Origin of the sequence: Legionella lytica, assembly GCF_023921225.1 — a bacterium.
GTDB lineage: Bacteria > Pseudomonadota > Gammaproteobacteria > Legionellales > Legionellaceae > Legionella > Legionella lytica.
Genome location: NZ_CP071527.1, coordinates 1,161,458 through 1,188,396, shown reverse-complemented (window position 1 = coordinate 1,188,396; position 26,939 = coordinate 1,161,458). Strand labels below are relative to the sequence as shown.

The following is a 26,939-nucleotide window of genomic DNA, read 5'->3' as shown; positions in this document are numbered from 1 at the left end:
GCAGGGGAGTGCTTTGCATATTGCTTGATGTTGCTACGAATAGAGGTAATCGTATCTAAGATAGAAGGAATATTTGCTTCATCAATCCTACATAAATCAATTAAAAAATTAATAACATTCTGATTAATCATGATATTTTTAAACAAAAAGATTAATTATACCACAAAAGTTCAAAATAAATATAAATTGATTTTAATTAATTCATAATAAAATGACTTGTAGGTTGGCCCATGGCCCAACCTTGAGTTCTGCTGTGGCTTGATACTCTTGTTGACCCAAGGGGGCCAACCTACAATTTATAAATATAATGCTTAAATCTTTCCAGAACAAACGCGGCGATTGATCCACCAGGCTAATAATAAAGTGGATAAGACACCTAAATATACACTGGTATTTTTCCAACCAGCACCAGCCAATTGCAGTGCATCAGGATTTTTCGCAATGGAGAAGGGAATAGCGAGCAATACATCAATAATCGCTGAACCCGCAACTAAACCACAAGCAATCAACGTTCCCTTTTGTTTTCTCGTAACCTGTTCTTCTTTATTTTTCTGAAGCCTGCGTAAATGCCTTTGCACAAATAACGCAATCATTCCGCCAATGAATAAGGGGAAAGAGGATGAAAGAGGTAAATACATGCCTATAGCAACCCCAAGGATGGACAAATTAAGGTAACGTCTTATTTTAAAGATATGGTTCAAGAAAATAATTACTAAAATAATGCAAGAACCAAAAAACATCATATTCCAAGGCAATGAATTTTGAAACACTGCTTCAGTTATTGCAGCCATCAAAGCAGCGGTTGGTGCAGGTAAGGATTGGCTCACATCCATCCCTGAGTGCGGCATGACCCCAGCAATACCATATACATTAAATAGAAGCTGCATTACAGGTGGAATTACCAAGGAGGAAACCACAACTCCGAGTAAGAGCATAAGCTGTTGTTTCCAGGGTGTAGCACCAACCAACTGCCCTACTTTTAAATCCTGAGTATTATCATTCGCAATAGCTGCAATCCCCGTAACTACCGAACCAATCATAATCGTAATTGCTTCAGCTGCTTGTATTTGCTGAGGGCTTAAGGGCAACGGCAGAAAATGATCGATGGCAACTAATAACAACCATGCAGCAAATAACATCCCAGAAATAACCACCGAACTTCCCGGGCTGGCAGTAACCCCAACCATTCCCGAAAAATAGGCCGTAATTACCGAAAAGATAAAGCCAATAAATAAGACATACAGCACGGCGAGAAATACCAGCGTAGGCGAATAATCATTATCTAATCCTACTTGTGCTAAAGGTAAGACTAATTGGAAAAATAAGAATAAAATCGAAGCCATCACCCCTATTCCCATGAGCAGGTAAGGAAGAGGAATATCTTTATCTGTACGCGGTACTTCCAAATCCATACGGCTTTTCGATACAAATGTATTAAAAGAAGTTTGAATACTCTTAGACAAGGGTTTAACTAATTTCAGAAAAGTCCACATGCCAGCAAATAGCATAGCTCCAATCCCCAGATAACGCATCTCACTATTCCATAAGAATGATGCAGCCTGCTCTGGATTGTAATGCGTTAAAAATTCAGGATAGAAACGACTTATTATAGGTAAAGCAACTAACCAGGAAATGACTGCGCCCAAAAAGATACTGATCGCCATATCATGTCCGACTAGATAACCAGCACCAATCATGGTTGCCGAAAAACCAGCACCTAAACCAAATAAGGAACGTTTAACAACAAACCAATATCCCCAACTGTTTGCAATCAGTTTAAAGCCAGTCTGCAGCAATTCAATTAAGCCACCAATCGCGCCCCCCATCAATATATCGCTGATTCCGGCTTTTTCTACTGAGGATTTCAATACCTCAGCAATAGCCCGTCCTTCAGGGAATTTTAAATTACGATCATTAACTAAAAGACGACGCAACGGAATTGAGAACAAAACCCCAAGAATTCCCCCACTCACCGCAATAAAAAAGTTAGTGAGGTAATCAAAATGATTCCAATAACCAATAATGATCAAGGCAGGAATGGTATACACAATACCACCAGCGACCGCTTCTCCAGCCGAGGCAGCAGTTTGCACCGCATTATTTTCTAAAACAGTAGAGTTTTTAAAAAATCGTAAAATTCCCATAGAAATAATAGCTGCAGGAATAGATGCCGAAGTTAAAATACCTAATTTTAATGCCAAATAGGCATTTGACATGGCCAATAATACGGTCAATATTATGGCCAAAATAATGACCCGAAAAGTTAATTCGGCTACTTTTTTATCGGCAGCTATAAAAGGTGTATCACTCATCAAGACTTCCAAACTGTTTTTTGTATTTCAGGTTTCAACATCGCTGAAATAGCAGATAAAGGAATTGAAACTATTTGTGGTCCATAAACGTAAGCAGCCACTTGATAGCTATCAAAAATAATCTCAAGTCCTTTTGGTGAGAAAGACCAAACATGGTAATTCTCTGCGACCGGTTTAGTCCCTTCCTTGATCCATTTCGCATCAGAAATATTCTTTGCGGTAATCTCTTTGCTACTGAGTTCTGAAATTGTTTTTAAATAATCAGCCCCATTAACAAATAACCCAGCAAGTTCTACTTGACGATTATTAACAAAATTCAACACCGCAGTCGTATTTAATGGATGTGCAGCACCGCGGTGATAAATAGAAATATTAAAACGAACACTTAACGCATCATTTTGTTCGTACGCAATAGAGTATGTAATATTTAGTCCACTTTTACCTGAAACATCTAAAGCAACATTTTCATCTTCAGATAGTTCACTAAAAAAGCTTTTTTGCGTTTGCTCAATAAAATCCTTTACTACCGTATTCACATTGGCATCTTTGAAGCCTTGTGGGTATTTTACATCAATAATATAAGTCGATGTTTCTTTTTTAAGTGATGCCGAGGTCGCTGCCTGAACAGCAAAAGAAGAAACAATAAATAACATCGATAAAACGAATTTCAATTGGTTCATCATAATTTAATTCCCAAGTCAAAGATCCCTCATAGATACCCACTCACCGGCTATCATTGTTTGGTGAGGTAATGGATATGCAAAGTAATAGCAAAGTGCGTCCCCCTCAGTGGCAGACCATAATACCAAATCTGCAGCCATACCAGCAGCAATATGGCCGACTTCTTTGTCTAAACCTAACGCTTTCGCTGCTTGACTCGTCACTCCAGCCAACACCTCAGGAACAGATAAAGCAAAAAATTGGCATGCCATACTCATCATCAATCGCAATGATGCCGTTGGTGAGGAACCTGGATTACAATCAGTAGCAATAGCCATACCTACTCCAGCCTGGCGTAGTAAATCAACTGGTGGTTTATGTTGTTCGCGTAAAAAATAATAGGCTCCTGGAAGCAATACCGCAACGGTATTGGACTTAGCCAAGGCCTGCGCCCCTCTCTCATCTAAAAACTCAAGATGGTCGCAAGATAAAGCGCCAAATTCGGCAGCAAGCTCACTGGCACCAAGATTAGACAATTGCTCCGCATGGCATTTTATCGGTAAATTCAATGCATGTGCAGCGCGAAAAATTTGTTCTGTTTGTGCCAGCGAAAAAGCGATTGATTCACAGAAGACATCTACCGCATCAATTAAATCCATCTCACATAAAGCAGGTAACATTTCTTCGCACAACAGATCCACATAGGCTTGGTTGTTGCCTGAAAATTCAGGGCCAACTGTATGCGCACCCAAAAAAGTCTTGCGTACTCTTAAACCAGTCATTTCTCCCAGGCGTTTAGCCACACGGAGCATCTTTAGCTCAGAAGACAAATCCAAACCGTAGCCTGATTTAATTTCTACCGTAGTTACCCCTTCGTTTTTTAAAGCTAAAATTCGCGGCAACGATTGCTGAATTAACTCGTCCTCTGAAGCCGCACGAGTTTGCTTTACGGTAGAGATAATTCCACCGCCTGCTTTAGCAATTTCTGTATAGCTTACTCCAGAGAGTTTCATCTGAAACTCCGCAGCCCGATTTCCCGCAAAAACCAAATGCGTATGACAATCAATCAAGCCTGGAGTAACTAATTGGCCATGACAATCCACTCGTTCTTTAGTTTCTCTAAATTGCGAGGGTAATTCTGCTTCGGGACCACACCAAGAAATAATACCCTTACTAATAGCAATTGCTTGCTGTGTTAGTTGCTTGCCTAAAGCATCAATAGTCGTGGTATTAAGCAATAACTTATCGCAAGTTAACATTAAAAATCCCAATGAAGAACTTGATGTGGCGGTTTAAGCCATGCTGCATGATGGCTGGTATCGTAAATGTCCCATTCCTTAGAACCATAGGTTGCTGCATCAACATCCAACAATAACCAAGTTAAAAATACTGCTACAGTTTCTGGTGCAACCAAACGCCCCTTCTCTTTCAGACGCTTATAAAAATTACCTTGATCATGATCTGGATTTTCATCACTGCGAGCCAAAACCTGCATATCCGTATCAATAATGCCTGGCATTACGCTAGCAAAAGCAACCGATTCGGACTCTAAATGCCAGCACTTGGACAACATTGCTAAGGCGGCTTTTGAAACGCAATAAGCCCCCCAACCTTTTATTGCAAAATAAGCAGCTCCGGAACCAATATTTAACACACGACCTTGATTTAACTTGGTATATAGCATTTGTGATAAATATAGTGGGGCATTTAAATTAGTACTTAGCGCATGTTGCCATTCTTGAGGTTCAATATCTTTTAATAAACTCAGGGGATTTAAAGTACCCGCATTATTAATTAATGCAGTAATTTGAGATACCGAATCCAGATGTGTTTTTATAGCTGCTAAACCATCTGGGGTAGCAACGTCAGCGCAGAAATATTGAATGTTTGTTGCGGCAGCTGCTGTTTCCTTCAATAACTGCTCTCGACGCCCGATGATTAATACATTTTTACCGCGTTTATCCAAAGATAAGGCTAAAGCTTTTCCTATACCACTTCCACCGCCAGTAATAATAAACACAATATCCTCTGTATCTTCTATCTAAGTGTACACAGATAATACCAGACATTAGACTAAGTTGGCATATTTTAACCGGGTAAAGACAAAATTTCTTTTTTTATGGCAAGTACTATAGAATCAATAACTTTCACTATGTATCGCTAATACAGGGAGAATTTAATGTTTGAAAATCTGTCCAATTATCGGCATGCTGACCCGCTCTTATGGCAGGGTAGAAAAGATACTCCCAATGCAGAGCGTTTTTTTCAAAAAATAACCTTTCCTACACAACAAACCGATTTAATTAGCAAAGAGAAAAAAACCATTTTTGTTGGTTTTGCTAGCGATGCAGGAGTGCGCCGCAACCAGGGCAGACCCGGTGCAAAACTAGGGCCTGATCAAATAAAAACTCAATTGGCAAAGCTCCCCTGCTCCAATAATAAAGTTTATGTCGACTTAGGAAATATCATTTGTGAACAGGATGAGCTGGAATTAGCACAAAGCCAATTTTCCAGTTTGATTAATTTTTGCCATCAGCAGGGACACCAAACCATTGCTTTAGGAGGAGGCCATGAAATTGCGTGGGCTCATCATCAAGGGTTAGCTGCTAATTATACGCGATTGGGTATTATTAATTTTGATGCACATTTTGATCTGCGCCCTTACCTCAAAGATCAGCTTGGAACCTCAGGTACTCCTTTTTCACAAATTGCCGCCTGGTGTGAAGACAACAGACGTAAATTTGATTATTGCTGCCTGGGTATACAACGGATGGGTAATACTCCTTCGTTGTTTCGTCGTGCAGCGGAATTAAACGTGCGCTATTTAACGGCAGAAGATATTTATGAGAAAAGCCTCGCTTGGCATTTGGCTTTTCTTGATGATTTTATGCTAAATATGGACCATATTTATTTAACTATCTGTCTTGATGTTTTAGCTGAATGTTTCGCCCCAGGGGTAAGCGCCCCACAGCCACTGGGGTTAACCCCATGGCAAATATTGCCACTCTTGAAATACATCATGCAAAGTGGCAAAGTAGTCAGTTTAGACATTGCTGAGCTTTCGCCACCTTTGGATCAGGATCAAAAAACAGCCAGGCTGGCAGCGCTTATTATCGCAGAATTGCTGCACACAATTTAAAGGAGTTATTTCATGAAGAAAACCATACTTTGGAGTGCCTTAGCTACTCTAATTAGCACTCAAGTATATGCTGCTGATCCAGCGTCACCAGCAACTCCAGCAACACCCCCACAACCAGGCTCTACTACGCTTCCAGCAGCACCAGCAGCTCAAGTCGTACCTGCCCCAGCACCGAGTGCGGTCATTGATTGCAATTATAAAATTCCTGCTCAAGTAAAAAGCGTAGAACAATCTGTGGTTTTAGCTTGGTCTGAAAAAGCAGTGATCCAATCATTTAGCTTCGACCCAAATACCTTAGATGCACAAATGCAGAAATTACAGGCCTGTTTTACTGAACAAGGTTGGACTGGTTTTAGTACTGCATTGAAAAAATCAGGTAATATCGAAGCGATTAAGTCACAAAGTTTAACTGTAAGCAGTCATGTTGATGGCCAAGGATTTATTACAAATGCCAAAGACAATCAGTGGAAGGTCACATTGCCTTTAGTAGTAGTTTATCAAAATGAGAAAGAAAAAGTTAGCCAACTGTTGAGTGTTGATTTAACGGTTAATCGTAAACCAACAGGAGACCTGGGAATTACCCAAATGATTGCAACTCCACGCGGTACGGTGACAACGAAAAAACCTATATTGGTAAATAATCCTGAGAATACAAATCTGGATACTCGCCCAGCGGATGAAAGCACTCCTAATGCTCCGCAAAACCAACCTGTTATAGGTAAGCCTCATTAATCAAGCCCAATGCCACTAAGTCCCGTATTATTACTACATCTAATACGGGCTATATAAAACTCTAGCTTGTAATGAACAGTATTTTTTCAAACAAAATACGAACAAGTTGAATCAAAACCGTAATAGTCACTCAAAATCATCACAGCACAGTGGTCAAGGAAGTAATCATTTGATTAATCAACACACCGTTTTCTAAGAATGACCTGGATATTCGTATTCACTCAAGCAGCTCAAATCCATAGGCAACGTTCCTGAAGCATTTTTACACACCACCAAATTTAGTTCATGAACAGATCTTTATGCTTACTTCGATGCCCACTCACCCGCGTATGCTGGGCCTACGAACCGATGCTGCTTGACGCGATTTACCCACCAAATAGGGTAATTGAAAAAGCATCTATTTTATAAAGAACCAAAGTTGGTAGCGTGGGAAAGCAATAGATTTCTCTCGCAAGAATTTTTAAGAAATATACTTTTAATTCAAGGAACAAGCGGTCAACAAATAAACAATTGGTTGACTTAAAGGATAGAAAGAACTATATTCTCGCAATTATTCTCAGCTTGTTTCATTCATGCCAAATACTCCCCTATTAGATATAGTGCAAAAATCATTACAAAAACTCTGGTTGTTTTGCCAAGGAAACTCTTCTTTTAATTGGCCTGAATTGGAAGATTACACACAATTCCTCCCTTTGTTTTTTCAAAGCCAAGAACAGGAAAGCCAACAAGAAGGAGTAGAGCTAGTTCGTAAAGCTCTGATACATAATCCATCCGGAATGCTATTAAGTATTACCTTTCTATGTAGCCATGCAAAAAACATTCCTCAAGATATATGGCATAAACCGGACGAAATGAATCTCTCCTTGTTACATCATTTGCTCAATGCCATGTTTATTGTAAATAAACGATTCGCCAATCGGCTTCACATAAACAAATCGGACTACAATTCATTGCAAGCAGTTTTCCCCGGGCCCACAAACAATTTAACACTAAATGTCGCATTATTACTTAAAGAGTGTACGGAGCTATTATTTTATGGCTCGAGAGAGTTTTATGGATTCCACACAACATTTTTTAAGGAAAATCCTCTCTGGGCAAGAAAACTATTCCAATATTTATTACAGCATTACTGGGTAGATATAACGGAAGAACAGTTGATTAAGTTATTTAGAAACAAGCCCGATAGTGAATTGATGAGCTCCAACTCCTCCTTAATAAAATTTATAAAAGCTTTTGCTTATTATAACTATCCTCGCTACATCCAATGGTTACATAATAAATGTAAACAAAATGAAATTACACAACTGTTTAGCCAATTAAACAAACAAGAAAAAGAAACTATTTTAGCTACTGCTTTAAGCAGGTCTGGCAAAAAGGCCTCCGGTTCCCAGAGGGAGCAAACTTCCGACCAGCATTATGAATACGTAATTATTCAACTTTTAGAGCAATTTTCCCGGGATGAATTAAACATTAATAACGCAATAAGTGTGTGCGATGATATACTACATCCGTATTACCAGCACACATTTAAATATAATACCGGCACACAAAAGTTACGAGCCTCATCTGCTAAAGAGAGTCCATTCGTGGCTTTAGCTAAGATTATAGGAAAAAATCAATTAAATCATGCATGCTGGTTTCATTCCGGTACTAAAGAAGCAAACAAGCTGATTTCATTGTTTGAGCACTCCCCAAAAAAACGATTAGTGATTATTTTGGCAGCTTATAACTATCAAAAATATAATTCGCAACAAAGTATCCTGTGCCAACTACTCGACAGCTGGAATGACATAAGATCATTTGTTGCATTAAAGGAATATGAAACCCCTGACCAGGAGCTAAGTGCATTTATTAGGCAGTACCTGGAGCATAAGAATCCAACACCAGCCTACGAAGCACAGCAGACCAATCAACAAAATTTAATAGCACCAGTACTGGCTCCTTTCTCATATTTAAATTCTGATTTCTTGCCTTACGACGCTATGGATAATTTTTATTCCCTTGAGATTTTTGATGCAGAAGGAAGGCTCCCCGAGCATCTGCTATTGGATGAAGAGAAGCAAGCCATCCCCTTATTGCCTCAATATGAGTTTATTCCCGCTCCTCAAGAAGAATTTGTTCAGAGCACACCGAAGCAATTAATACAAGGAACTATGGATGAGTTTATTGACCAACTATTCACCCAAACAGAAGCAGACCTAATACCACTTGCGACAACGCATACTCACACCGAAGCGCTCGCAGATCAATTTGTAATGCAGGTAGATGAACCTGTTTTTAATAATTCATTAGTGATTAGAGCGGGAATTCAAGATAAATATTTAGGCGCGAATTTACCGTCACTAACTATAGCAAAATCTTCAACGATAATGCAGCCAACACTGGGTACTATTTCAGTTCCCTTTGAGCGTTTAAGCAGTTTAAATCCCCGAAATCCACTGAAACATACCCAAATGATTAATGCATTGGGACTTTATGCCGATTTATATACTGCCGAAGAACAACCAGTTACTCCTGAAGCAAAAGTCACTTTTATTTGTGCTGGACGCAAAGAAAATGCGTTTTTGCCACCAATAGCTCCGGGAGAGCGCGTAATCCTGGTGCTTACCGAAAACGAATTTGCAACGTTAGGAGTTTTACCTGCTTATGATGTACTGGTAATCAAAGAAATTCATAGCTCCGGTCAGGCACTACCACCGGGTACGATTACCAGCCGTCGCTTAGCAATCATTCTCTTTGCCGCCCATAACAAGTTATCCCACGTTCTTATGCTGGATGACAACATAAAGGTGGTCAATTACACCACCTTTAGGGCTGATTATTCCTTATTTGACTATCTATATGACAAGCAAAATGAAGCACTCTGTATTTCAATCAGTACCGGATTCAATACAAACCTAAAGAGTGGTCAACTCGGCTCTAAATTATTTATGTTAAATCTCGCCAAAATCAAAGAATATTTACCCGACGAACAACTCTATTTATTATTGCCCGAACCCAAGCATAACAGTAGTTGGGGTGAGGATTATTATTTACAAATTATGTTGCATCATTTGGCTCAACCACAATTAAACGGCTATGCAATTGCTCCGCCACAAGAAGCAAATCTGTTACGCTCAAAAACACATCGTAATGCCTTCCGAGCTACCAATAAACTGGCAGAGCCACTTGAATCTTTATCCGAAGAGTATGCTCTGGCATTAGAAAAAGCACAACTCGATTTAGCTAACAAAACAATTGCCAGCTTTAATGATCTTATCCGGTCAAATCAGCTACGCTACCAAGCACAACAAACACGCCTGGCGAATGCGGATCTCGTACAATATCATGCGCAACTTAACGGTATGGAAGTAAATTCACAACTCACCACCATCCATCTACCGGAGAATCCCTATCCTTTTCAACAACGCTGGCAACAAATTCATGGAAAAGCACCATTTGATGCCTCTTATTTGCGAAGCTATCAACAACAAGCAATTATTGCTGCATTGACCATGAACACCCCACAAAGCCAACTCATGATGGCCACAGGTACCGGAAAAACACGAGTACAAATAGAATTAGCCCGCCTCGCCTACCATGCGGCTTTAGATGATGAGTGCATTATTATTGTCACCCCCTTTATCCAACTCATGGAACAATTCTATGACAATTTTATTGCCTATAATAAACAGTCCAGTAGCTCTGCCTTTAACTTGCAAATCCCGCAAGAAAACATTATTAAAATTTCCAGTGCTCTAAACAGCTGCACTGTGGCTCATTTGCAGTATAATCAACGCATAAAGCAACAGAAATGTATTCTTATTTTTTGTGAGGATAGTTTTAGTTTATTAATGAAGCAAAATCCCGAGCTTGTTAGTCGTTGCTGTTTATTGTTGTTGGATGAATATCATGAATATGCACAACGAATCCCCGAACTCATCAATCAATTAAACCAATGGGAATCAGAGCTATTGTTAATAGGGAGTACCGCTACCCCACCACTTAAAAATGCATTGCCCAGCATATTCAATTATACGTTTAAGCAAGGTATTAGTGATGGCATATTAGCTCCGGTAATCGCAGATAGCCTTGGCCTTCCCTACACGAAAAACAATTTATCTATCTTAATGAAGAAACTACCACAGCTACTACAACAAATAATACATCCTGGATTTCGACAAAAAACAACATTACAGCAGAGTCGAGGAGTGATTTATTTTGCGTCGATTGAAGAATGCGATGCAGCTAAAGAACAATTAAAAACCCACGGTTATAATGCTTATGCAATCCATTCAGGAAACTCCCGCTATAAAGAGGAACTAGAGAGTTTTATCAACAGTAATCAGCCCGGAGTGTTACTGGCGGTAAATATGCTTGGCATTGGTTTTGATGATCCCAGCCTTTCCTGGCTTATACTAGCCGTAGAACGGCAACACGATAACATTCAACGTTTAGAACAAATGGTAGGACGAGTCGTACGTAAATATCAGGATAAAATCGGCTACATCCTCGGTTTTGGGCGTATTATTTGTGAAGCAATTACCCCTTTACTCAAAGATGTAATCATTGATGCTGCGACAATTCAGCCTGAATATTATAACCAGGATATTGAGTTAAGCCCCAAATATCACTTTACAACTAAAACTCCTCCGAACAGTAAAAAAAGAGCATCCCCTATATCACTGAAAGGGTTAAACTCTTCAAAACTACCGCGCTTATCAGCACAAGATCTTGCTCCACATAATCCAATTCTAATTGATATTCCGGATGAGCCCCAAGAAACCGGTTCCAAGACAAGCGATAAACCAAATGTACTAGCATACCCATCTCATTTAGAACCCGAGCATATAGACCACAGCACGCATGAACTTGCAAATACCACAAGCGAAGAATCCAATCTCGCTCGACCTACATTCGGTAGAAAATATCCGCGTTTCTTGAGTTTTTTTGCGATAAATCAAATAGATGAAGACACCAAGGAATATGCAATCGCTCAACCAGACTCCAGTGAACAATACCGACCCGCTTGAGTTTTAAACCAAATTAAGACAGTGCCGATGGTGCCACAGGGCGAAGTCAAAGAAGGCCCAATTACAAGCAACCAAGCACTAAGAGATACAACCTGTATCAGCTAAAACTAATACAGGTTGAGTGTACACTCTTTAAAATGAACGAGGTTGTGAATGATTCACACCATTTTGGTCTGAATAAGCTAAAACGATTACTTTAGTACCAATCTTCATAAAGTTTTCATTTAACCATTTTGCCGCACTTGGGAACACACGTACGCAACCATGGCTTGATGGACGCTCAGGCACATCATAGGCTGCATGAATGGTGAATCCTTGATAGAAATACATGCAGTAAGGCATTTTAGCACCACCACGTGTATCTACAGGATATTCTCCTGAACGACAGTTAATACCTTGCTTATTATAAACACGGAAAATCCCAGTTACGGTTCTGCATGACTGGCTTGAATTTTCTTCACAAGTATCAACCCCGGCAGAGCCCGCTCCAGTTAATAAACGGTTGCCCTCTTCATCATAAGCAGCCCAAGCAGAGGCTTTAGGGTCGAACACAAAACGCTTTTCACCAGTTGCTTTAATTTTCATGGGAAAATAGCTACGGCCACGTTTGTCTTTTGTGTAATGGATGGTTCGGTGCACATAACCTGCATCATCAGTAATTAAAGTAGATTCATCTAACTCTACGCAGGATGTTAACCCAAGGCATAGCAGCAAACCTGCCGAAAATAACTTCTTCATTTAGATATTTTCTCCAAAAAATAAACTCCCTTCCCTGCTTAGGAAGGACTAACTCATATCAATTTTAAGCCCGAGCTTGTTGCCAACGAACCCTCTTCGACGTTCCGCAGCTTGGCCACGGGAGGTCGATAGAGTTAACATCTTCTTAACTTAACAGCAATAAAAAACACTCTTAAGACTCTAATTTCTTATATTTAATCCGCGAAGGTCTATTGGCAGCATCACCTAAACGGCGTTTTCTATCTGCTTCATAATCACTGTAATTTCCTTCAAGGAAGACAATTTGCGAATCACCTTCAAACGCCATGAAATGGGTACAAATTCGATCCAGGAACCATCGATCATGCGAAATGATCACCGCGCAACCAGGGAAGTTTAAAAGAGCCTCTTCCAAAGCACGTAAGGTTTCAACATCCAAATCGTTACTGGGTTCGTCAAGTAATAACACGTTACAACCACTTTTTAGCAATTTTGCTAAGTGCACGCGGTTACGCTCTCCCCCAGAAAGTTGAGACATTTTCTTTTGCTGATCTGTTCCTTTGAAGTTAAACCGGCCTACATAAGCACGTGAAGGCATTTGGAAGCTACCCACCTGCATAATGTCATGACCGTCAGAAATTTCTTCCCATACGGATTTATTCGGGTCTAACTCATCGCGAAGCTGATCCACATAGGCCAACTGCACTGTATCACCAATGCGAATAGTACCGCTATCAGGTTGCTCCTGACCAGTAATCATTTTCAAAAATGTTGATTTACCTGCGCCATTTGGACCAATGATACCCAAAACACCGCCTTTAGGTAGTTTAAAGTCAAATTTATCAATTAAGATTCGATCGCCAAATGACTTGCTAATTTGCTCGCCTTCGAATACTAAATCACCTAAACGCTCACCTGGTGGAATATAAATTTCATTGGTTTCATTACGTTTTTGGAACTCTTTAGAATTCATCTCTTCAAAACGTTGCAAACGTGCTTTATTTTTAGCATGACGTCCTTTCGGAGAAGTACGCACCCACTCTAACTCAGACTTAATTGTTCGTTGATGCGAATCTTCCTGTTTCTTTTCCATCTCTAAACGGGCTTCTTTTTGCTCAAGCCAAGCAGTGTAATTACCTTTATAAGGGAAACCCTCTCCGCGGTCTAATTCTAAGATCCACTCAGCTGCATTATCCAAGAAGTATCTATCATGGGTAATCGCGACTACGGTTCCAGGGAAACCTTCTAAATAATGTTCTAACCATGCCACTGATTCAGCATCCAAATGGTTGGTTGGCTCATCAAGGAGTAACATATCTGGATTAGAAAGTAATAAGCGGCATAAAGCGACACGACGACGCTCTCCACCAGACAGATTGCGAACAATTGCATCCCACTCAGGTAGTCTTAATGCATCAGCAGCGATGTCGAGTTTTCTATCCAAGTCCCAACCACCACCAGCTTCAATGACGTTTTGCAACTCGCCTTGTTCAGCAAGTAACTCATTCATTTCATCATCGCTCATAGGCTCCGCAAAACGCATGCTGATTTCATCGAAGCGCACTAAATGCTGCTTCATCTCAGATACGCCCTCTTCAACCACTTCGCGCACTGTTTTATCCAAATCTAACTGTGGTTCTTGCTCTAGGTAACCAATTTTAATTCCTGGTTGTGGTCTTGCCTCACCTTCAAATTGGGTATCTACTCCCGCCATAATACGTAACAGCGTGGACTTACCTGAACCGTTCAACCCCAGCACACCAATTTTTGCGCCTGGGAAAAAACTTAATGAAATATCCTTTAAAATAAACCGCTGATTTTCAACAATTTTGCTGACACGATTCATGGTAAAAATATATTGTGACATAAAAACTCCGCTTTACTTTAACTCTATAAAATCTTAGGTCCAGTCTAAAATAACCTTTCCAGATTGACCTGACGCCATAATTTGGAATGCATTTTGGTAGTCATCTACTGGAAAATGATGCGTGGTTACAGGTGAAATATCTAATCCACTTTGTAACATGGCAATCATTTTATACCAGGTTTCAAACATTTCACGACCATAAATACCCTTAATAACCAGCCCTTTAAAAATTACCTGGTTCCAGTCAATAGGAGTTTCTTGTGGCGGAATACCTAACATTGCAACATGACCACCATGAGTCATGGCTTTCATCATTTCATTTAAGGCTAATGGGTTACCTGACATTTCCAGGCCTACATCAAAACCTTCAATCATACCAAGCTCGGCAACAACATCAGAAAGTTTTTCGTACTTAACGTTCACTGCACGTGTAACACCCATTTTACGTGCTAACTCGAGACGGAAATCATTCACGTCTGTAATCACAACATGACGAGCACCAATATGGCGGACGATTGCTGCGGCCATAATACCGATAGGGCCTGCTCCAGTAATTAAAACATCCTCACCGACCACATCAAAAGACAAAGCACAATGAGCCGCATTACCAAATGGGTCAAAAATTGATGCTTGATCGTCAGTAATATTGTCCGGAAGAACAATGACATTTGATGCCGGTAATGCTAAATACTCAGCAAAACAGCCAGGGCGATTTACGCCAACGCCTAGAGTATTGCGGCATAAGTGGCGTTTTCCCGCGCGGCAATTACGGCAATAACCGCAAGTAATATGCCCTTCACCAGAAACGCGCTGCCCAACACTCAATCCTTGAACTTCCTGGCCTAAAGCTACGATTTCGCCTGCAAACTCATGTCCAACAGTCATAGGAACAGGGATTGTCGCTTGTGCCCAATCGTCCCAAGAATAAATATGAATATCAGTACCGCAAATCGCTGTTTTATTAATTTTAATTAAAACATCATTAACGCCGTATTCAGGAATGGCAACTTCTTCCATCCAAATTCCAGGCTCTCTTTTAGCTTTGACTAATGATTTCATTTAATTACCTCAAAATAGTGAATTATCCTTCAGACGCTCCAATATTATGTCCCTATTTATATAACTGAAAACTCTTTACCTACTGTTTCAAACGCAGCAATTGCTTTATCTAAATGATACAATTCATGCGCTGCAGACATTTGCGTACGAATACGTGCTAAACCTTTAGGTACTACAGGATAAGAAAAACCAACAACATAAATACCTAACTCCAGTAAACGATTGGCCATACGCCCCGCCAAACTAGCATCCCCTAACATCACAGGAATAATTGCATGCTCACCAGGAATTAGCTTAAAGCCTAATTTTGACATTCCTTCACGGAAGTATTTACTGTTACGTTTTAATTTTTCTGATAAATGACTATCTTGCATTAAATTATCTATAACCACACAGGAAGTATGTGCAATTACCGGGGCAAGGGTATTAGAAAATAAATAAGGTCTGGAACGCTGACGCAACCAATCAACAATCGTTGCATTTGCAGAAGTGTAACCACCAGAAGCGCCGCCTAAAGCTTTGCCTAAGGTACCAGTAATAATATCAATGCGCTCACTAACGCCAAAATGCTCAGGAGTACCACGACCTGTTTTCCCCATAAAACCAACAGCATGCGAATCATCTACCATAACCATCGCATCATATTTATCTGCTAATTCACAAATAGCGGGTAGGTTGGCAAGAATACCATCCATAGAGAACACGCCATCAGTGGCAATCAAACGAAAACTCGCGCCTTTGGCTGCAATTAACTGCTCTTCTAAGGCTTTCATGTCATTATTTGCATACCGATAACGTGCTGCTTTACATAAACGTACGCCATCAATAATACTGGCGTGGTTCAAGGCATCGCTAATGATCGCATCCTCTTCACCTAACAAAGTTTCAAACAGACCAGCATTCGCATCAAAGCAAGAAGAATATAATATAGTATCTTCTTTACTTAAAAACTGGCTAATTTTTTGTTCCAGTTGTTTGTGTGGTGTTTGAGTTCCGCAAATAAACCGTACTGAAGCCATACCATAACCATATTGCTCGAGTGCTTTTTGTCCTTCAGCGATTAATTGAGGATCATTTGCTAAACCTAGATAGTTGTTCGCACAAAGGTTAATCACTTCTTTATGATTTACGGTCACATCAGCCTGTTGTTGACTATCAATGATACGCTCTGATTTGTAGAGTCCTTCACTTTTCAGCTGTTCTAACTCGCCTTGCAAAAAATCGCTAAATTGGTCAAGCACGGTTCTCTCCTATACATTATCTTAGAAACAACAGTTGCATCGCTCCTACTCAAACAAAGAATACATTTGCTTTTTCGAAGTGAATTACGATAAATTTACGGATCATAACAAACTTTAACCACAGTCACCACGAAATTAAGGATTCGGACATTATTTCTTAGCACATAAGCTAATTTTTTGCTAAGATGGTCGCAGAGTTTTAACCCATTAAACACAATGAATACGGTAGAGCAAATGAGTTATCAACACGCACGCACGAACATGGTGAAACAACAGTTACGAACTGGTGATGTTTTAGAAGAGTCTATTCTGAGCTTGTATGATTTAATACCAAGACATGAATTCGTCCCTGAGCAGTATACTCAGTTTGCCTATTCAGATATGCAGATTCCTCTAGGGCATGGTCAGCGTATGCTTACTCCTTTAGAAGAAGGAATCATTCTTCAGTCTTTAGAGCTTAAAGGTACTGAAGCAGTTCTTGAAGTTGGTACAGGTAGCGGCTTTTTTACTGCATTACTTAGCAAATTATGCAAACAAGTAATTAGCGTAGACTACTATTCTGAATTCACTGCTAATGCAGCCGGTAAATTAAAAGAACATCATTGTGAGAATGTAGAATTGATTACTGGCGATGCTTGCCAGGGTTGGTTAGAAAAAGCTCCTTACGATGTTGTTATCTTTACTGGTGCTCTGGAAAAACTGACTGAAACCCATATGTTACAAGTACTACCAGGCGGAAAATTATTTGCAATTGAAGGAAAAATGCCTGTAATGAAAGGCATGTTATACCAATTAGATCACCAAGGAAATTGGCAAAAATCAGTGATTTTGGAAACTGGAATTCCATCATTAATTGATAAGCTCAAGCCAAAAGAATTTACATTCTAAATCAAGAATTAGTACTGCCATTAATTTATTGTCTGTCGTTCCCTATCTGTATGGGAATGACCGGATTTTTAAACTAATGGCAGTAGGTGATCGAAAACAATTATTCAACACAAAGCCGCAGGAAGACGGACTCTGTATTTTTAGGGTGAATCTTATAATGAAAAAGCTGCTGTTCTGCTCTCTCATAACCGTGGGACTGTCCTCATCTGCATATGCAACAGACTTGATGGATGTTTACCAGCAGGCCCTTGCAAATGATCCAATTTTCAAGAATGCCTATGACACCTACATGGCAAATGCAGAAGCGGTTCCTCAGGCACGAGCTGCATTACGTCCACAGCTCACTCTTTCCGGCCAGGGAAATCGTAATTATTTTGAGTATAATTCGCCTAGCTTTGGAGCTACTGCTCAATATTACAATTCAGCAGTTTGGCAAGTAACTGCATCACAAGCATTATTCAATTATGAGTCATGGGCTAAAGTACGCCAGGCCAAAGCTTATGTTAAAGCTGCACAAGCCACATTTAACGACTCAGCCCAAGATTTAATTTTAAGAACAGCAAAAGCCTATTTTGATGTGCTGTATGCGCAAGATACTTTAGAATTTGCCGAAGCGAAAAAAAGAGCAAACAAACGCCAATACGAGCAAGCACAGCAACGTTTTCAAGTTGGTCTGGATGCAATTACCTCGGTTTATGAAGCAAAAGCCGCCTACGATCAATCTATAGCGACTGTTATTGCTTCTCGTAATAATAAAATAAACCAGTATGAAAATTTAAGAAAATTAACCAATCACGTTTATGAATCATTAGCCCCTCTACGAGATGGTAAGATCCCACTGATAAAACCTGAACCGAACAATGTTAATGTTTGGGTCGATACCGGTTTAAATCAAAATTACAAATTATTCGCTGCAAAATATAATCTCGAAGTAGCTCGAGAAAATGTCAAAGCGCTTTCAGCAGGTAACTGGCCGACCATTGCGCTTCAGGGAAACAGCTCACAAACCTTTAACCAGGTAACTAATGTTGACAACAACCCCCTACTCCCCAAAAATCAGAAACAAGCAAATGTAGCTTTGGCCTTAAACTTCCCGGTGTTCCAAGGTGGCCTGGTTCGCTCGCAAACACGCCAAGCTCAGCATAATTTCCAAGGAAGTAGTGAGCAAATGGAGCAAGCTTATCGCAACGTGGTGGTGAATAGTCGTATTGCATTCAATACAATAATTGATGGAATTAGCAAAGTAAAAGCAGATAGACAAACAATTATTTCACAACAAAATTCATTAGAAAGTACCGAAGCCCAATTTGAAGTGGGTACCCGTACTATGGTGGACGTAGTAAACGCTCAACAACGCTTATTCGAAGCCCAACAGCAATTAGCTAATGATCAATACAACTTGATTAATTCTGTTTTGACTTTAAAATACTTTGCCGGTTCATTAAATGTTAATGATCTGCAACTCGTCAATTCATGGCTGGCAACGATGCGCGTTAACACTCATATCGCCAATAAGACAAGCAAATAACAAGGTTTTATCATGTCCAATCCGTCTCAAGTTGAAAAAAAATTACTGCATTACACTGGCAAGGCCATTGCAGATTTTAATATGATCCAACGCGGTGACCGCGTAATGGTCTGTTTATCTGGAGGCAAGGATTCCTTCACACTCTTAACTATTCTTGATCAACTACGTCGTCGTTCAGGTAATAAATTTGAACTATTTTCGTTTACGTTGGATCAGGCACAACCAGGCTGGGATGATTCAACTCTGCGTCAATGGCTCGCTGATCGCTCAATTAAACACGAAATTTTAACACGTGATACCTACAGCATTGTTAAAGAAAAGGTTCCTGAAGGAAAAACCTATTGTTCTTTATGCTCACGTTTACGCCGCGGTATTATTTATCGTTATGCAGAAGAAAATGGCTATAACAAAATTGCTTTGGGCCATCATCGTGATGATTTAATCCGCACGCTGATGATGTCTATTTTATATAATGGTGACGTTCGTTCTATGCCGCCGAAACTGCTAAGTGATAATAAAAAGCATATCGTCATACGCCCATTAAGTTATGTACAAGAAAAGGACATTATTACCTTTGCTAATGAACAGGCTTTTCCAATCATTCCTTGTAATCTTTGTGGCTCACAAGAAAATTTAATGCGTAAAAAAGTAGCGCGTTTAATTGATCAACTTGCAGAAGAAAACCCCAAAGTCCCAAGCAATATGTTGCATGCATTACAAAGTATTAAACCAAGTCAGCTAATGGATCAAAGCATGTGGAACTTTAAAAACTTAGAACATGAATTGATTACTGAAAATAGAAACGAAGCAGATGAACTTTTTTCTGCTGAAGAATTTGAAACATCTGAAGAATCTTAAGCTAAATTCTCACTATTTTTCTATTGTAACCTGGTTGCGAGCAGCCAGGTTTTCTCTTAAATCTGCCCTAAGGCATTAATCAGAATCTCATAAAAAAACTTTTATGTTCGGAAACTCTGAAAAAACTACAGCTTAACAAAATCGTTACATAATAGTTACGTTTCTGTAACATTTATGTTTCAATAGCTTACACTTTAGTCTAAAATTACAGGGCTTATAAAAGCAAGTAGATTAAAGCAAAGTCTGATAAATAATTTTCAATATAGGATACTATTCATGCAAGCAGAAACGATGTTTGATGTACGTAAATTTCGAATCTACGGCAAACGTTACTTAAAGTTTGATCTAGTCGCAGGGATAGTTGTATTTCTCGTGGCAATTCCACTCTGTTTAGGAATCGCGCTCGCTTCCGGAGCACCAATATTCTCCGGAATCATAAGTGGTATTGTTGGAGGAGTTGTTGTTGGTGTTTTAAGTGGCTCACAAGTCAGCGTGAGTGGTCCCGCAGCCGGTATGGCCGCCGTTGTAGTCACCGCCATTGCCCAGCTAGGAGATTTCAACTCCTTCCTATTCGCCTTACTTCTTGCCGGGATGCTGCAAGTCATTATCGGCTGCTTAAAAGCAGGCTTTGTTGCGGATTATGTGCCATCTAACGTGGTTCAAGGCTTACTATGTGCAATCGGTATTTTATTAATTATCAAAGAATTGCCACTAGCATTTACTCACTCGAGTGATTTTAATGAATTGAAAACCCATTTAATGGAAACTACGGATGTTATTACCCTAAGTCCCCTACTCGCCCTCTACAATCATCTTAATAACGGAGCAATGCTCATTACACTCTGTTCTTTAGCCATTTTAATTTACTTTGATAAAACCAAAAATAAAGTGCTTAAAGAAATACCTGCTCCAATTATTGTAGTAATTCTAGGTGTGCTCTTAAATGAACTCTATATGTGGGGTGATTCAGAATTGATTCAAGATACACCTCAATTGGTTAATATTCCCCATAGTGAAAGCATCTCAGATTTTGTTGATAAATTAGTACATCCCAACTGGGCAGCATGGAGTAATGCAAAAGTCTATTTTTATGCGGTTATTATTGCCATTATCGCGTCACTTGAAACCTTACTTAACATTAAAGCAGGAGAACGATTAGATAAACAAAAACGTCATGCCTCTACCAACCGCGAACTAGTAGCTCAAGGTATAGGAAATATGACTGCAGGTTTACTCGGTGGTATCCCGATTACTTCCGTGATTGTGCGAACTTCGATTAACATCCAAGCGGGTTCAAGAACTAAAATGTCCATCATTTTGCATGGACTATTTATTCTTTTTGCCGTCATGTTAATTCCAGGAACACTAAACAAAATTCCCTTATCGTCATTAGCAGCAATTCTTATTTATACAGGATATAAATTAAATAAACCTGCGATTTATCGTTCAATCTATGCTCAAGGTCTCGATCGATTTATTCCATTTATCGTGACCGTAATTGGTATTATTGTATTTAACCTTCTGGCTGGTATTTTAATCGGTCTGGCTGTGAGTTTGTTTTTCATATTGAAATCAAACAGCCAGGCACGTATTGATATTATTCAAGAGATTTATCCTCAAGGAATAACCAGCAGGCTAGTACTGCCACAGCAAGTAACGTTCTTAAACAAAGCGACGTTAGTTGCAGAACTTGACTCTATTCCTAATGGTTCACAATTAATTATTGACGCTCATTATACCCAGTATATTGATAAAGAAATTTCTGAGCTGCTCAAAGAATTTAAAGAGGAACAAGCACCACTGAAGCAAATATCAATAAACCTCACGGGTTTCAAAGAACATTATAAGATCCATAACTACATTAATTTTATTAATGTCACTACTTATGATGTGCAATCTAACCTGTCTCCAGCTCAAGTACTTAATATTTTAAATGAGGGAAATAATCGCTTTCTAGCGGATGAGCGTATTCACCGATTAACTCATCTTGATGTTCAATACACAGCAAAAGAACAACATCCAATTGCTATTGTCTTAGGTTGTATTGACTCACGTGTACCTGTAGAAACCATTTTTGATATGACTTTTGGTGATATTTTCTGTGTGCGTGTGGCAGGTAACGTAGTGAATGATGATGTCCTCGCGAGTATCGAGTACGCCTGTAATGTGGTTGGTGTTAAACTAATTGTGGTTTTAGGTCATACACGTTGCGGTGCGATTCAATCTGCTTGCAATGGAGTAGAGCAAGGATACATCACACAATTATTGGCAAAAATAAAACCCGCAATTAATGCCGAAACCCAAACGACTTCCGATCGTGATGGCCAAAATACCAATTTTGTGAAACACGTTACGGAGCTTAATGTAGCGAATACGTTACAAAATATTTATGAGCGTAGCCCAACGCTACAAGACATGATTGAAAAGGATGATGTTGCCGTTGTTGGGGCGATTTATAATGTTCAAAGTGGTGTTGTACACTATAGTGATTATGCAGAAGAACTAGCACAATTAGATGGTGATAAGAACGATCATTTGGCTTCTAAAATCGCTCAAGTATTAAAAGACGCTAAGGTACACCATTAAAGATAAACGTATGTTGGGCCCTAGCCCAACATACGTCTCGTTAAAAATTGACTTAATTTATGCGAAATTAGCTGTCAATGAAACCGTGGTCTGATTACTACTATAAATACTTCCACGTTTAAAATATTGTTGTTCAACACGAAGAGAATATTGTTTATAAGATAGACTCACTCCCCCACCTACTTTATACCCATTCTTATCCAAATTAAGTCCAGGAACCGCCCCTATAAACTCAACAGGAACCCCACTTTGGTTTGTATTAAAGTTGGCTACTTGCAAAAAGCCACCATTAACAAATGGTTGAATCATGGGTGTTGCTTGATAACCTATCTCAGCATTTTCCAAAATAAAGGTTGCGTCAGTACGAAGCCTATCAACAAACTGTGTTGCGATGAAGTTTGCAAAATTAAGATTATAAGGGCGTTGATTTACTTCCGTATGTAATACACCAACGTTGGCATTAATAATCAATTTATTCCATTGTTTGCTGTATAAAGCCGCACCACTGATAAACCAGTTATTACCTCGGTTATTACCAGTAGCATAATTGGTTCCCGTTCCTGGAAATTCCACACTAGTCCGAAAATGCCCAGTATTTTGTCCATAACCTCCCGCAACATCCACAAAGAAAGAGGGCTTAATATGCGTGAGTACATGTCCATAAATACTATTATTGGTAATGGATTGATCGGTATCAGAAAAAGAAAATCCGGGTAGCCATAACTTTGAATTTACGCTTGTATTAATCCAATAAGCAAAAAGCCCTGCTGAAAAATACTCATTCAAAGTAACATTATTGCCGCCTACGCTATAAAAATTTGCATGCCCTTTATAACGATTAAACCCGCCTGTAAGTGTCGTCGAGTTAAAATTAAAATCATTATAGGCATAAACGCCATTCACACTATATCTGGAAACATTAGGCGCTTGTACTTGCTCTTGGTTTGCAGTGGCAACAGACTGAGCCAACAATAGGGAGATAAATAACGCCTGCTTTTTCATCATAACTCCATTCATTCGTAATTCCTGTAATACTTTACTAATTAATTTTTAAAAAATACGATAACTAACAACAAGGGCAAGCGCCTGAACCTACGATAGGTAAAATTGTAGTCGTCACTGTATGAGTCGCAGAATTAGTAATTGTTGCATTAACAACTTGCGTTAACGTACTGGGGTCAATAAAGTCTGGGCTATTTCCAGCCAGAGATGATGGGAAATCTACCCAACTATTTGCTGACCAATTAATCGGGCCATAAGTCATTTGCTTAGTACTTGCATTATAAATTCCACTACTTTGTTGCTGGCCCGGCCCTAGCGGATAGCGATTATCAACAATTACTAATCCCTCAGTAACCTGAATTGCAAATTTTTTACACGTAGCAGTATTACAAAATATTGCCGCCCGATATTTAGTTCCAGCAATTGCTAAAGCAACTAAAGGGGTGCTCAAAAGAGATTTTCGTTTGGAATCAGATGTTGCTGTTGACGATTCCAAACCACCTTTCGCCAAATAAGCAGAATTACCTACCGTTGCTTCTTTATGATAGGAAACTACGGAATACTCAGAGTTGGGTTGTAATGAGGCTAAAGTTCCATTGGAGTATTGAAGTTGAGCAAGTGCACCATCCTTCGTACTAATCACATCGCCCTCGAAAAACTCTGCTCCACGCGTTAATGTTCGTTGTTGATTATTTCGTTTAGCGATGACCTCTTTGCTAGTAAATAAAACCTTTCCTGCAGATTCTGAAAACGCTACGGCTTGATAGATAAATAAAAATACAAATAACCATTTTTTCATCGGTGTATCCTTCACACATTTTTACAAACGCCTTATCATAGTACAGAGCAACGCGGAAGGTAAGAGAATTTATAAAAAAACATTTTTATAAAAAGCTAGCAATATCAATAGAAATGCATTATAAAATTTGCCTCTGAGCCACACGCATTAGAATTTTAGATTTTTACAAGGATTGTCGATGCAGTACCCTAGAAGAAAAATATCTCAACCTGTACCCTCTTTAGTTTTAACCAGTATACTAATCGCCACCACAGTAAATCCAATAAACTCGGTGTGGGCTTTTGGCGGCCCATGGAAACCACGACAAACGCTAAATATTCAGGGTGGCCACGGCCTCCAAGATTATTACGATGCTCTTCTGCCTATTTCTGGTGATGCAGAAAGAATGTTTTACGTTAACGGAGCGTTTGCAGGCACTCATCATGAAACTGGTGGTGATCTCGGACTTGGTTATCGTCAAATTATACTCAACAATGAATACGTAATTGGTGGTTATGCCCTCATGGGACGCTATCAAACCAATTACCATAACATGTTTACTCAATTAACTCTCGGTACAGAGATTTTTGGAACGATTTGGGAAGGACGAGCACATTTATATCAACCCACAAGCAGAAGAAATAAATTTGTAAGTACACGTTCAGAAGGATTCAGTTTTCAGGGCCACAAATTATTAGGTATTCAAACGACAACCTATGAACATGCAGAGGGTGGCGCCGATGTCGAAGTTGGACGAGTAGTTCCATGGATTCCTAAACTACGAGGTTTTGCAGGATACTATCGTAATGGTATAGGCAACGACAGGAAGAATGTTAATGGCGGTTATGGACGTTTTGAATACCGTTATAATAACCACTTTACCTTTACCCTAAGTGATGCCTACGATAATTTTCAAGGTAATTTCTTTGCCATTGGGGTGAGAATGAGTATCGGCAGCCTCGAAGGTACAGTGCCTTTAACTGCTGAACAACGCATGACTGATTACTCAGTAAGACGTCGTAATGTATTTACTTACACCAGTAATTACAGTGTACCGTTTACCTCTGTAGAAAACTTTTATTTTGTTGCTGGCCAGTCAACTTCCGGCAACGGAACCTTTGAAACGCCCTATGGAACGATTCAAGAAGCAATAACCGCAGCGAATTCCGGTGGAAACACCAATAACTATGTCTATGTATGCAATTGCAGTAACACATCTAGCTATACTTATGATTTAGGTGGGCAATTAAACATAGGACCGAATACCAAGCTCATTGGCTCAGGTGGAAGCTTTTCTTACAATAATATAACCGTACCCTCTTTATGTGGAAATGCACGACCTACTTTAGTGGGTAGCCTCTATCTTCCAGGAAATAATGAGCTAACTAACTTCAATATTACAGGGACTGGAACTACTCAAAATGCGGGTGTAATCGTTTCAGGACAGAATGTTACGCTTAGTAACCTCAGTATTTACAGTTATACAGGACCTAATGGGGCTAATGGAACTAATGGGGCAGACGGGGATTATGGTTCTGATGGAGCTAATGGAACATCAGGAAATAATGGAACTAATGCCTATGGTATTTTCATCAGCAACTCATCTAATGTGCTGATTAGCAACGTTACTGTAACTGATATTAATGGCGGTAATGGTGGACTTGGTGGTAATGGCGGTAATGGTGGCCCGAACAGTGGTAACTCCACTAATGGCGGATCTGGTGCTGATGGTGGTAGTGGCGGTGACGCTTGGGGTATTGCTATTAATAACAGCAGCTTAGTTACTTTAAACCAGGTTGTAATTTCTAACCTACTTGGCGGCAATGGTAATTTAGGTGGTTCTGGTGGGAGTGGTTTATCTAGTGACATATTCTCAGCAGGTAATGGTGGTGGGTCAGGTAATGGTGGAAATGGTGGAAATGCTGGAGGATTATCACTAAATTCCGGTGCTTCTATTTCCATCAATGCGTTAAACATCAGCGGAACCCTTACGGGAGGTAATGCAGGAGTAGGTGGTACAGGTGGTACAGGCAGTGTAGGTACTGAACCCTTTTTCCCCACTCCTATTAGTGGTATGGGGGGTAATGGCGGTAATGGCGGTAATGGCGGTAATGGTGGAAGTGCTGTAGGTATTTCAATCATTGATACCTCCTCCATATCCGCTTCTGGAGTCACTTTAAGTGGGTCTTATAGTGCAGGTGCAGCCGCCGCTGGCGGTAATGGAGGTGCAGGTGGCGACGGAGGTGATGCTTTCCTCTCAGGTACTGCGGGTGGTAATGGTGGTGATGGTGGCGCTGCGGGTAATGGTGGTAATGGTGGTGATGCTTACGGCATACAATCTAATAGTGGAACCATTAATGCAAACTTTGAAGAAACGCTAACCGCCTCTTCTGGAGCAAGTGCAGGTACGGCTGGCACTGGCGGTGCAGCAGGTACAGGTAACGGAGCGCCCAATGGACAAGCAGGGGCTCCAGGAGCTGCAGGTCAGAATGGAACTGATGGAACAACAAGTAATACGGCTCCCTAATAGTCCCAAATATGTAGGTACAGTTCATTAAAG

General features: G+C 39.9%; 18 protein-coding genes. 8 read left to right on the top strand and 10 right to left on the bottom strand.

What is annotated here, in order from left to right:
- Window positions 1–311: 311 nt before the first annotated feature.
- The 4 genes from J2N86_RS05270 to J2N86_RS05255 are packed head-to-tail and all read right to left on the bottom strand — an operon-like array spanning window position 312 to window position 4,992.
- Window positions 312–2,312 carry an OPT family oligopeptide transporter gene (locus tag J2N86_RS05270; RefSeq protein ID WP_252581385.1) on the bottom strand — a complete coding sequence of 667 codons (2,001 nt, stop codon included), beginning with the start codon at window positions 2,310–2,312 and terminating at the stop codon, window positions 312–314.
- Window positions 2,312–2,995 (bottom strand): RsiV family protein, encoded by a 684-nt coding sequence (locus tag J2N86_RS05265; RefSeq protein WP_252581383.1) that lies wholly within the window; start codon window positions 2,993–2,995, stop codon window positions 2,312–2,314. The genes J2N86_RS05270 and J2N86_RS05265 overlap by 1 nt, the downstream gene beginning before the upstream one ends.
- A gap of 15 nt (window positions 2,996–3,010) precedes the next feature.
- The gene (gene hutI / locus J2N86_RS05260; RefSeq protein ID WP_252581381.1) at window positions 3,011–4,231 is read right to left on the bottom strand and encodes an imidazolonepropionase; all 1,221 of its coding nucleotides are present in this window, start codon (window positions 4,229–4,231) and stop codon (window positions 3,011–3,013) included.
- Entirely contained in the window at window positions 4,231–4,992 is a 762-nt protein-coding gene (locus tag J2N86_RS05255) for an SDR family NAD(P)-dependent oxidoreductase (RefSeq protein ID WP_252581379.1), read from the bottom strand. The genes hutI and J2N86_RS05255 overlap by 1 nt, the downstream gene beginning before the upstream one ends.
- 159 nt (window positions 4,993–5,151) lie before the next feature.
- Between J2N86_RS05255 and hutG the strand changes: the two genes are divergently transcribed.
- The 3 genes from hutG (at window position 5,152) to J2N86_RS05240 (ending at window position 11,855) form a co-directional block, all read left to right on the top strand.
- A complete protein-coding gene (gene hutG, locus J2N86_RS05250) occupies window positions 5,152–6,111 on the top strand; it encodes a formimidoylglutamase (protein ID WP_252581377.1) in 960 nt (319 codons plus the stop codon).
- 12 nt (window positions 6,112–6,123) lie between these two features.
- Window positions 6,124–6,843, top strand: a complete 720-nt coding sequence (locus J2N86_RS05245; protein WP_252581376.1) for a DotI/IcmL family type IV secretion protein — start codon at window positions 6,124–6,126, stop codon at window positions 6,841–6,843.
- Window positions 6,844–7,415: 572 nt separating this feature from the next.
- Complete coding sequence (locus J2N86_RS05240; RefSeq protein ID WP_252581374.1) at window positions 7,416–11,855, top strand: DEAD/DEAH box helicase; 4,440 nt, start codon at window positions 7,416–7,418, stop codon at window positions 11,853–11,855.
- Window positions 11,856–11,987: 132 nt separating this feature from the next.
- On the opposite strand, the gene J2N86_RS05235 is transcribed toward J2N86_RS05240, so the two are convergent.
- From J2N86_RS05235 to J2N86_RS05220, 4 genes are all read right to left on the bottom strand, one after another.
- Entirely contained in the window at window positions 11,988–12,593 is a 606-nt protein-coding gene (locus tag J2N86_RS05235; RefSeq protein WP_252581372.1) for a L,D-transpeptidase, read from the bottom strand.
- Window positions 12,594–12,765: 172 nt separating this feature from the next.
- Window positions 12,766–14,439, bottom strand: coding sequence for an energy-dependent translational throttle protein EttA (gene ettA / locus J2N86_RS05230; RefSeq protein WP_252581370.1), 1,674 nt, complete (start codon window positions 14,437–14,439; stop codon window positions 12,766–12,768).
- A 33-nt stretch (window positions 14,440–14,472) separates the two neighbouring features.
- Window positions 14,473–15,498: an L-threonine 3-dehydrogenase gene (gene tdh / locus J2N86_RS05225; protein WP_252581368.1), complete on the bottom strand. Its 1,026-nt coding sequence runs from the start codon at window positions 15,496–15,498 to the stop codon at window positions 14,473–14,475.
- Between the two features lie 56 nt (window positions 15,499–15,554).
- A complete protein-coding gene (locus J2N86_RS05220) occupies window positions 15,555–16,739 on the bottom strand; it encodes a glycine C-acetyltransferase (RefSeq protein WP_252581366.1) in 1,185 nt (394 codons plus the stop codon).
- 234 nt (window positions 16,740–16,973) lie between these two features.
- On the opposite strand from J2N86_RS05220, the gene J2N86_RS05215 reads away from it, so the two are divergent.
- From J2N86_RS05215 to J2N86_RS05200, 4 genes are all read left to right on the top strand, one after another.
- Window positions 16,974–17,627 carry a protein-L-isoaspartate O-methyltransferase family protein gene (locus tag J2N86_RS05215; protein WP_252581364.1) on the top strand — a complete coding sequence of 218 codons (654 nt, stop codon included), beginning with the start codon at window positions 16,974–16,976 and terminating at the stop codon, window positions 17,625–17,627.
- Window positions 17,628–17,784: 157 nt separating this feature from the next.
- Window positions 17,785–19,155, top strand: a complete 1,371-nt coding sequence (locus J2N86_RS05210) for a TolC family outer membrane protein (RefSeq protein WP_252581362.1) — start codon at window positions 17,785–17,787, stop codon at window positions 19,153–19,155.
- Window positions 19,156–19,167: 12 nt separating this feature from the next.
- A complete protein-coding gene (gene ttcA, locus J2N86_RS05205) occupies window positions 19,168–20,013 on the top strand; it encodes a tRNA 2-thiocytidine(32) synthetase TtcA (protein ID WP_252581360.1) in 846 nt (281 codons plus the stop codon).
- 276 nt (window positions 20,014–20,289) lie between these two features.
- Window positions 20,290–22,599 carry a bifunctional SulP family inorganic anion transporter/carbonic anhydrase gene (locus tag J2N86_RS05200; RefSeq protein ID WP_252581358.1) on the top strand — a complete coding sequence of 770 codons (2,310 nt, stop codon included), beginning with the start codon at window positions 20,290–20,292 and terminating at the stop codon, window positions 22,597–22,599.
- A 57-nt stretch (window positions 22,600–22,656) separates the two neighbouring features.
- On the opposite strand, the gene J2N86_RS05195 is transcribed toward J2N86_RS05200, so the two are convergent.
- Both J2N86_RS05195 and J2N86_RS05190 read right to left on the bottom strand, forming a co-directional pair.
- A complete protein-coding gene (locus J2N86_RS05195) occupies window positions 22,657–23,616 on the bottom strand; it encodes an autotransporter outer membrane beta-barrel domain-containing protein (protein WP_252581357.1) in 960 nt (319 codons plus the stop codon).
- A 49-nt stretch (window positions 23,617–23,665) separates the two neighbouring features.
- On the bottom strand, window positions 23,666–24,400 hold the full coding sequence (locus J2N86_RS05190) for a FecR family protein (RefSeq protein WP_252581356.1): 735 nt from the start codon (window positions 24,398–24,400) through the stop codon (window positions 23,666–23,668).
- A gap of 178 nt (window positions 24,401–24,578) precedes the next feature.
- Between J2N86_RS05190 and J2N86_RS05185 the strand changes: the two genes are divergently transcribed.
- Complete coding sequence (locus J2N86_RS05185) at window positions 24,579–26,906, top strand: inverse autotransporter beta domain-containing protein (RefSeq protein ID WP_252581355.1); 2,328 nt, start codon at window positions 24,579–24,581, stop codon at window positions 26,904–26,906.
- Window positions 26,907–26,939: the final 33 nt, after the last annotated feature.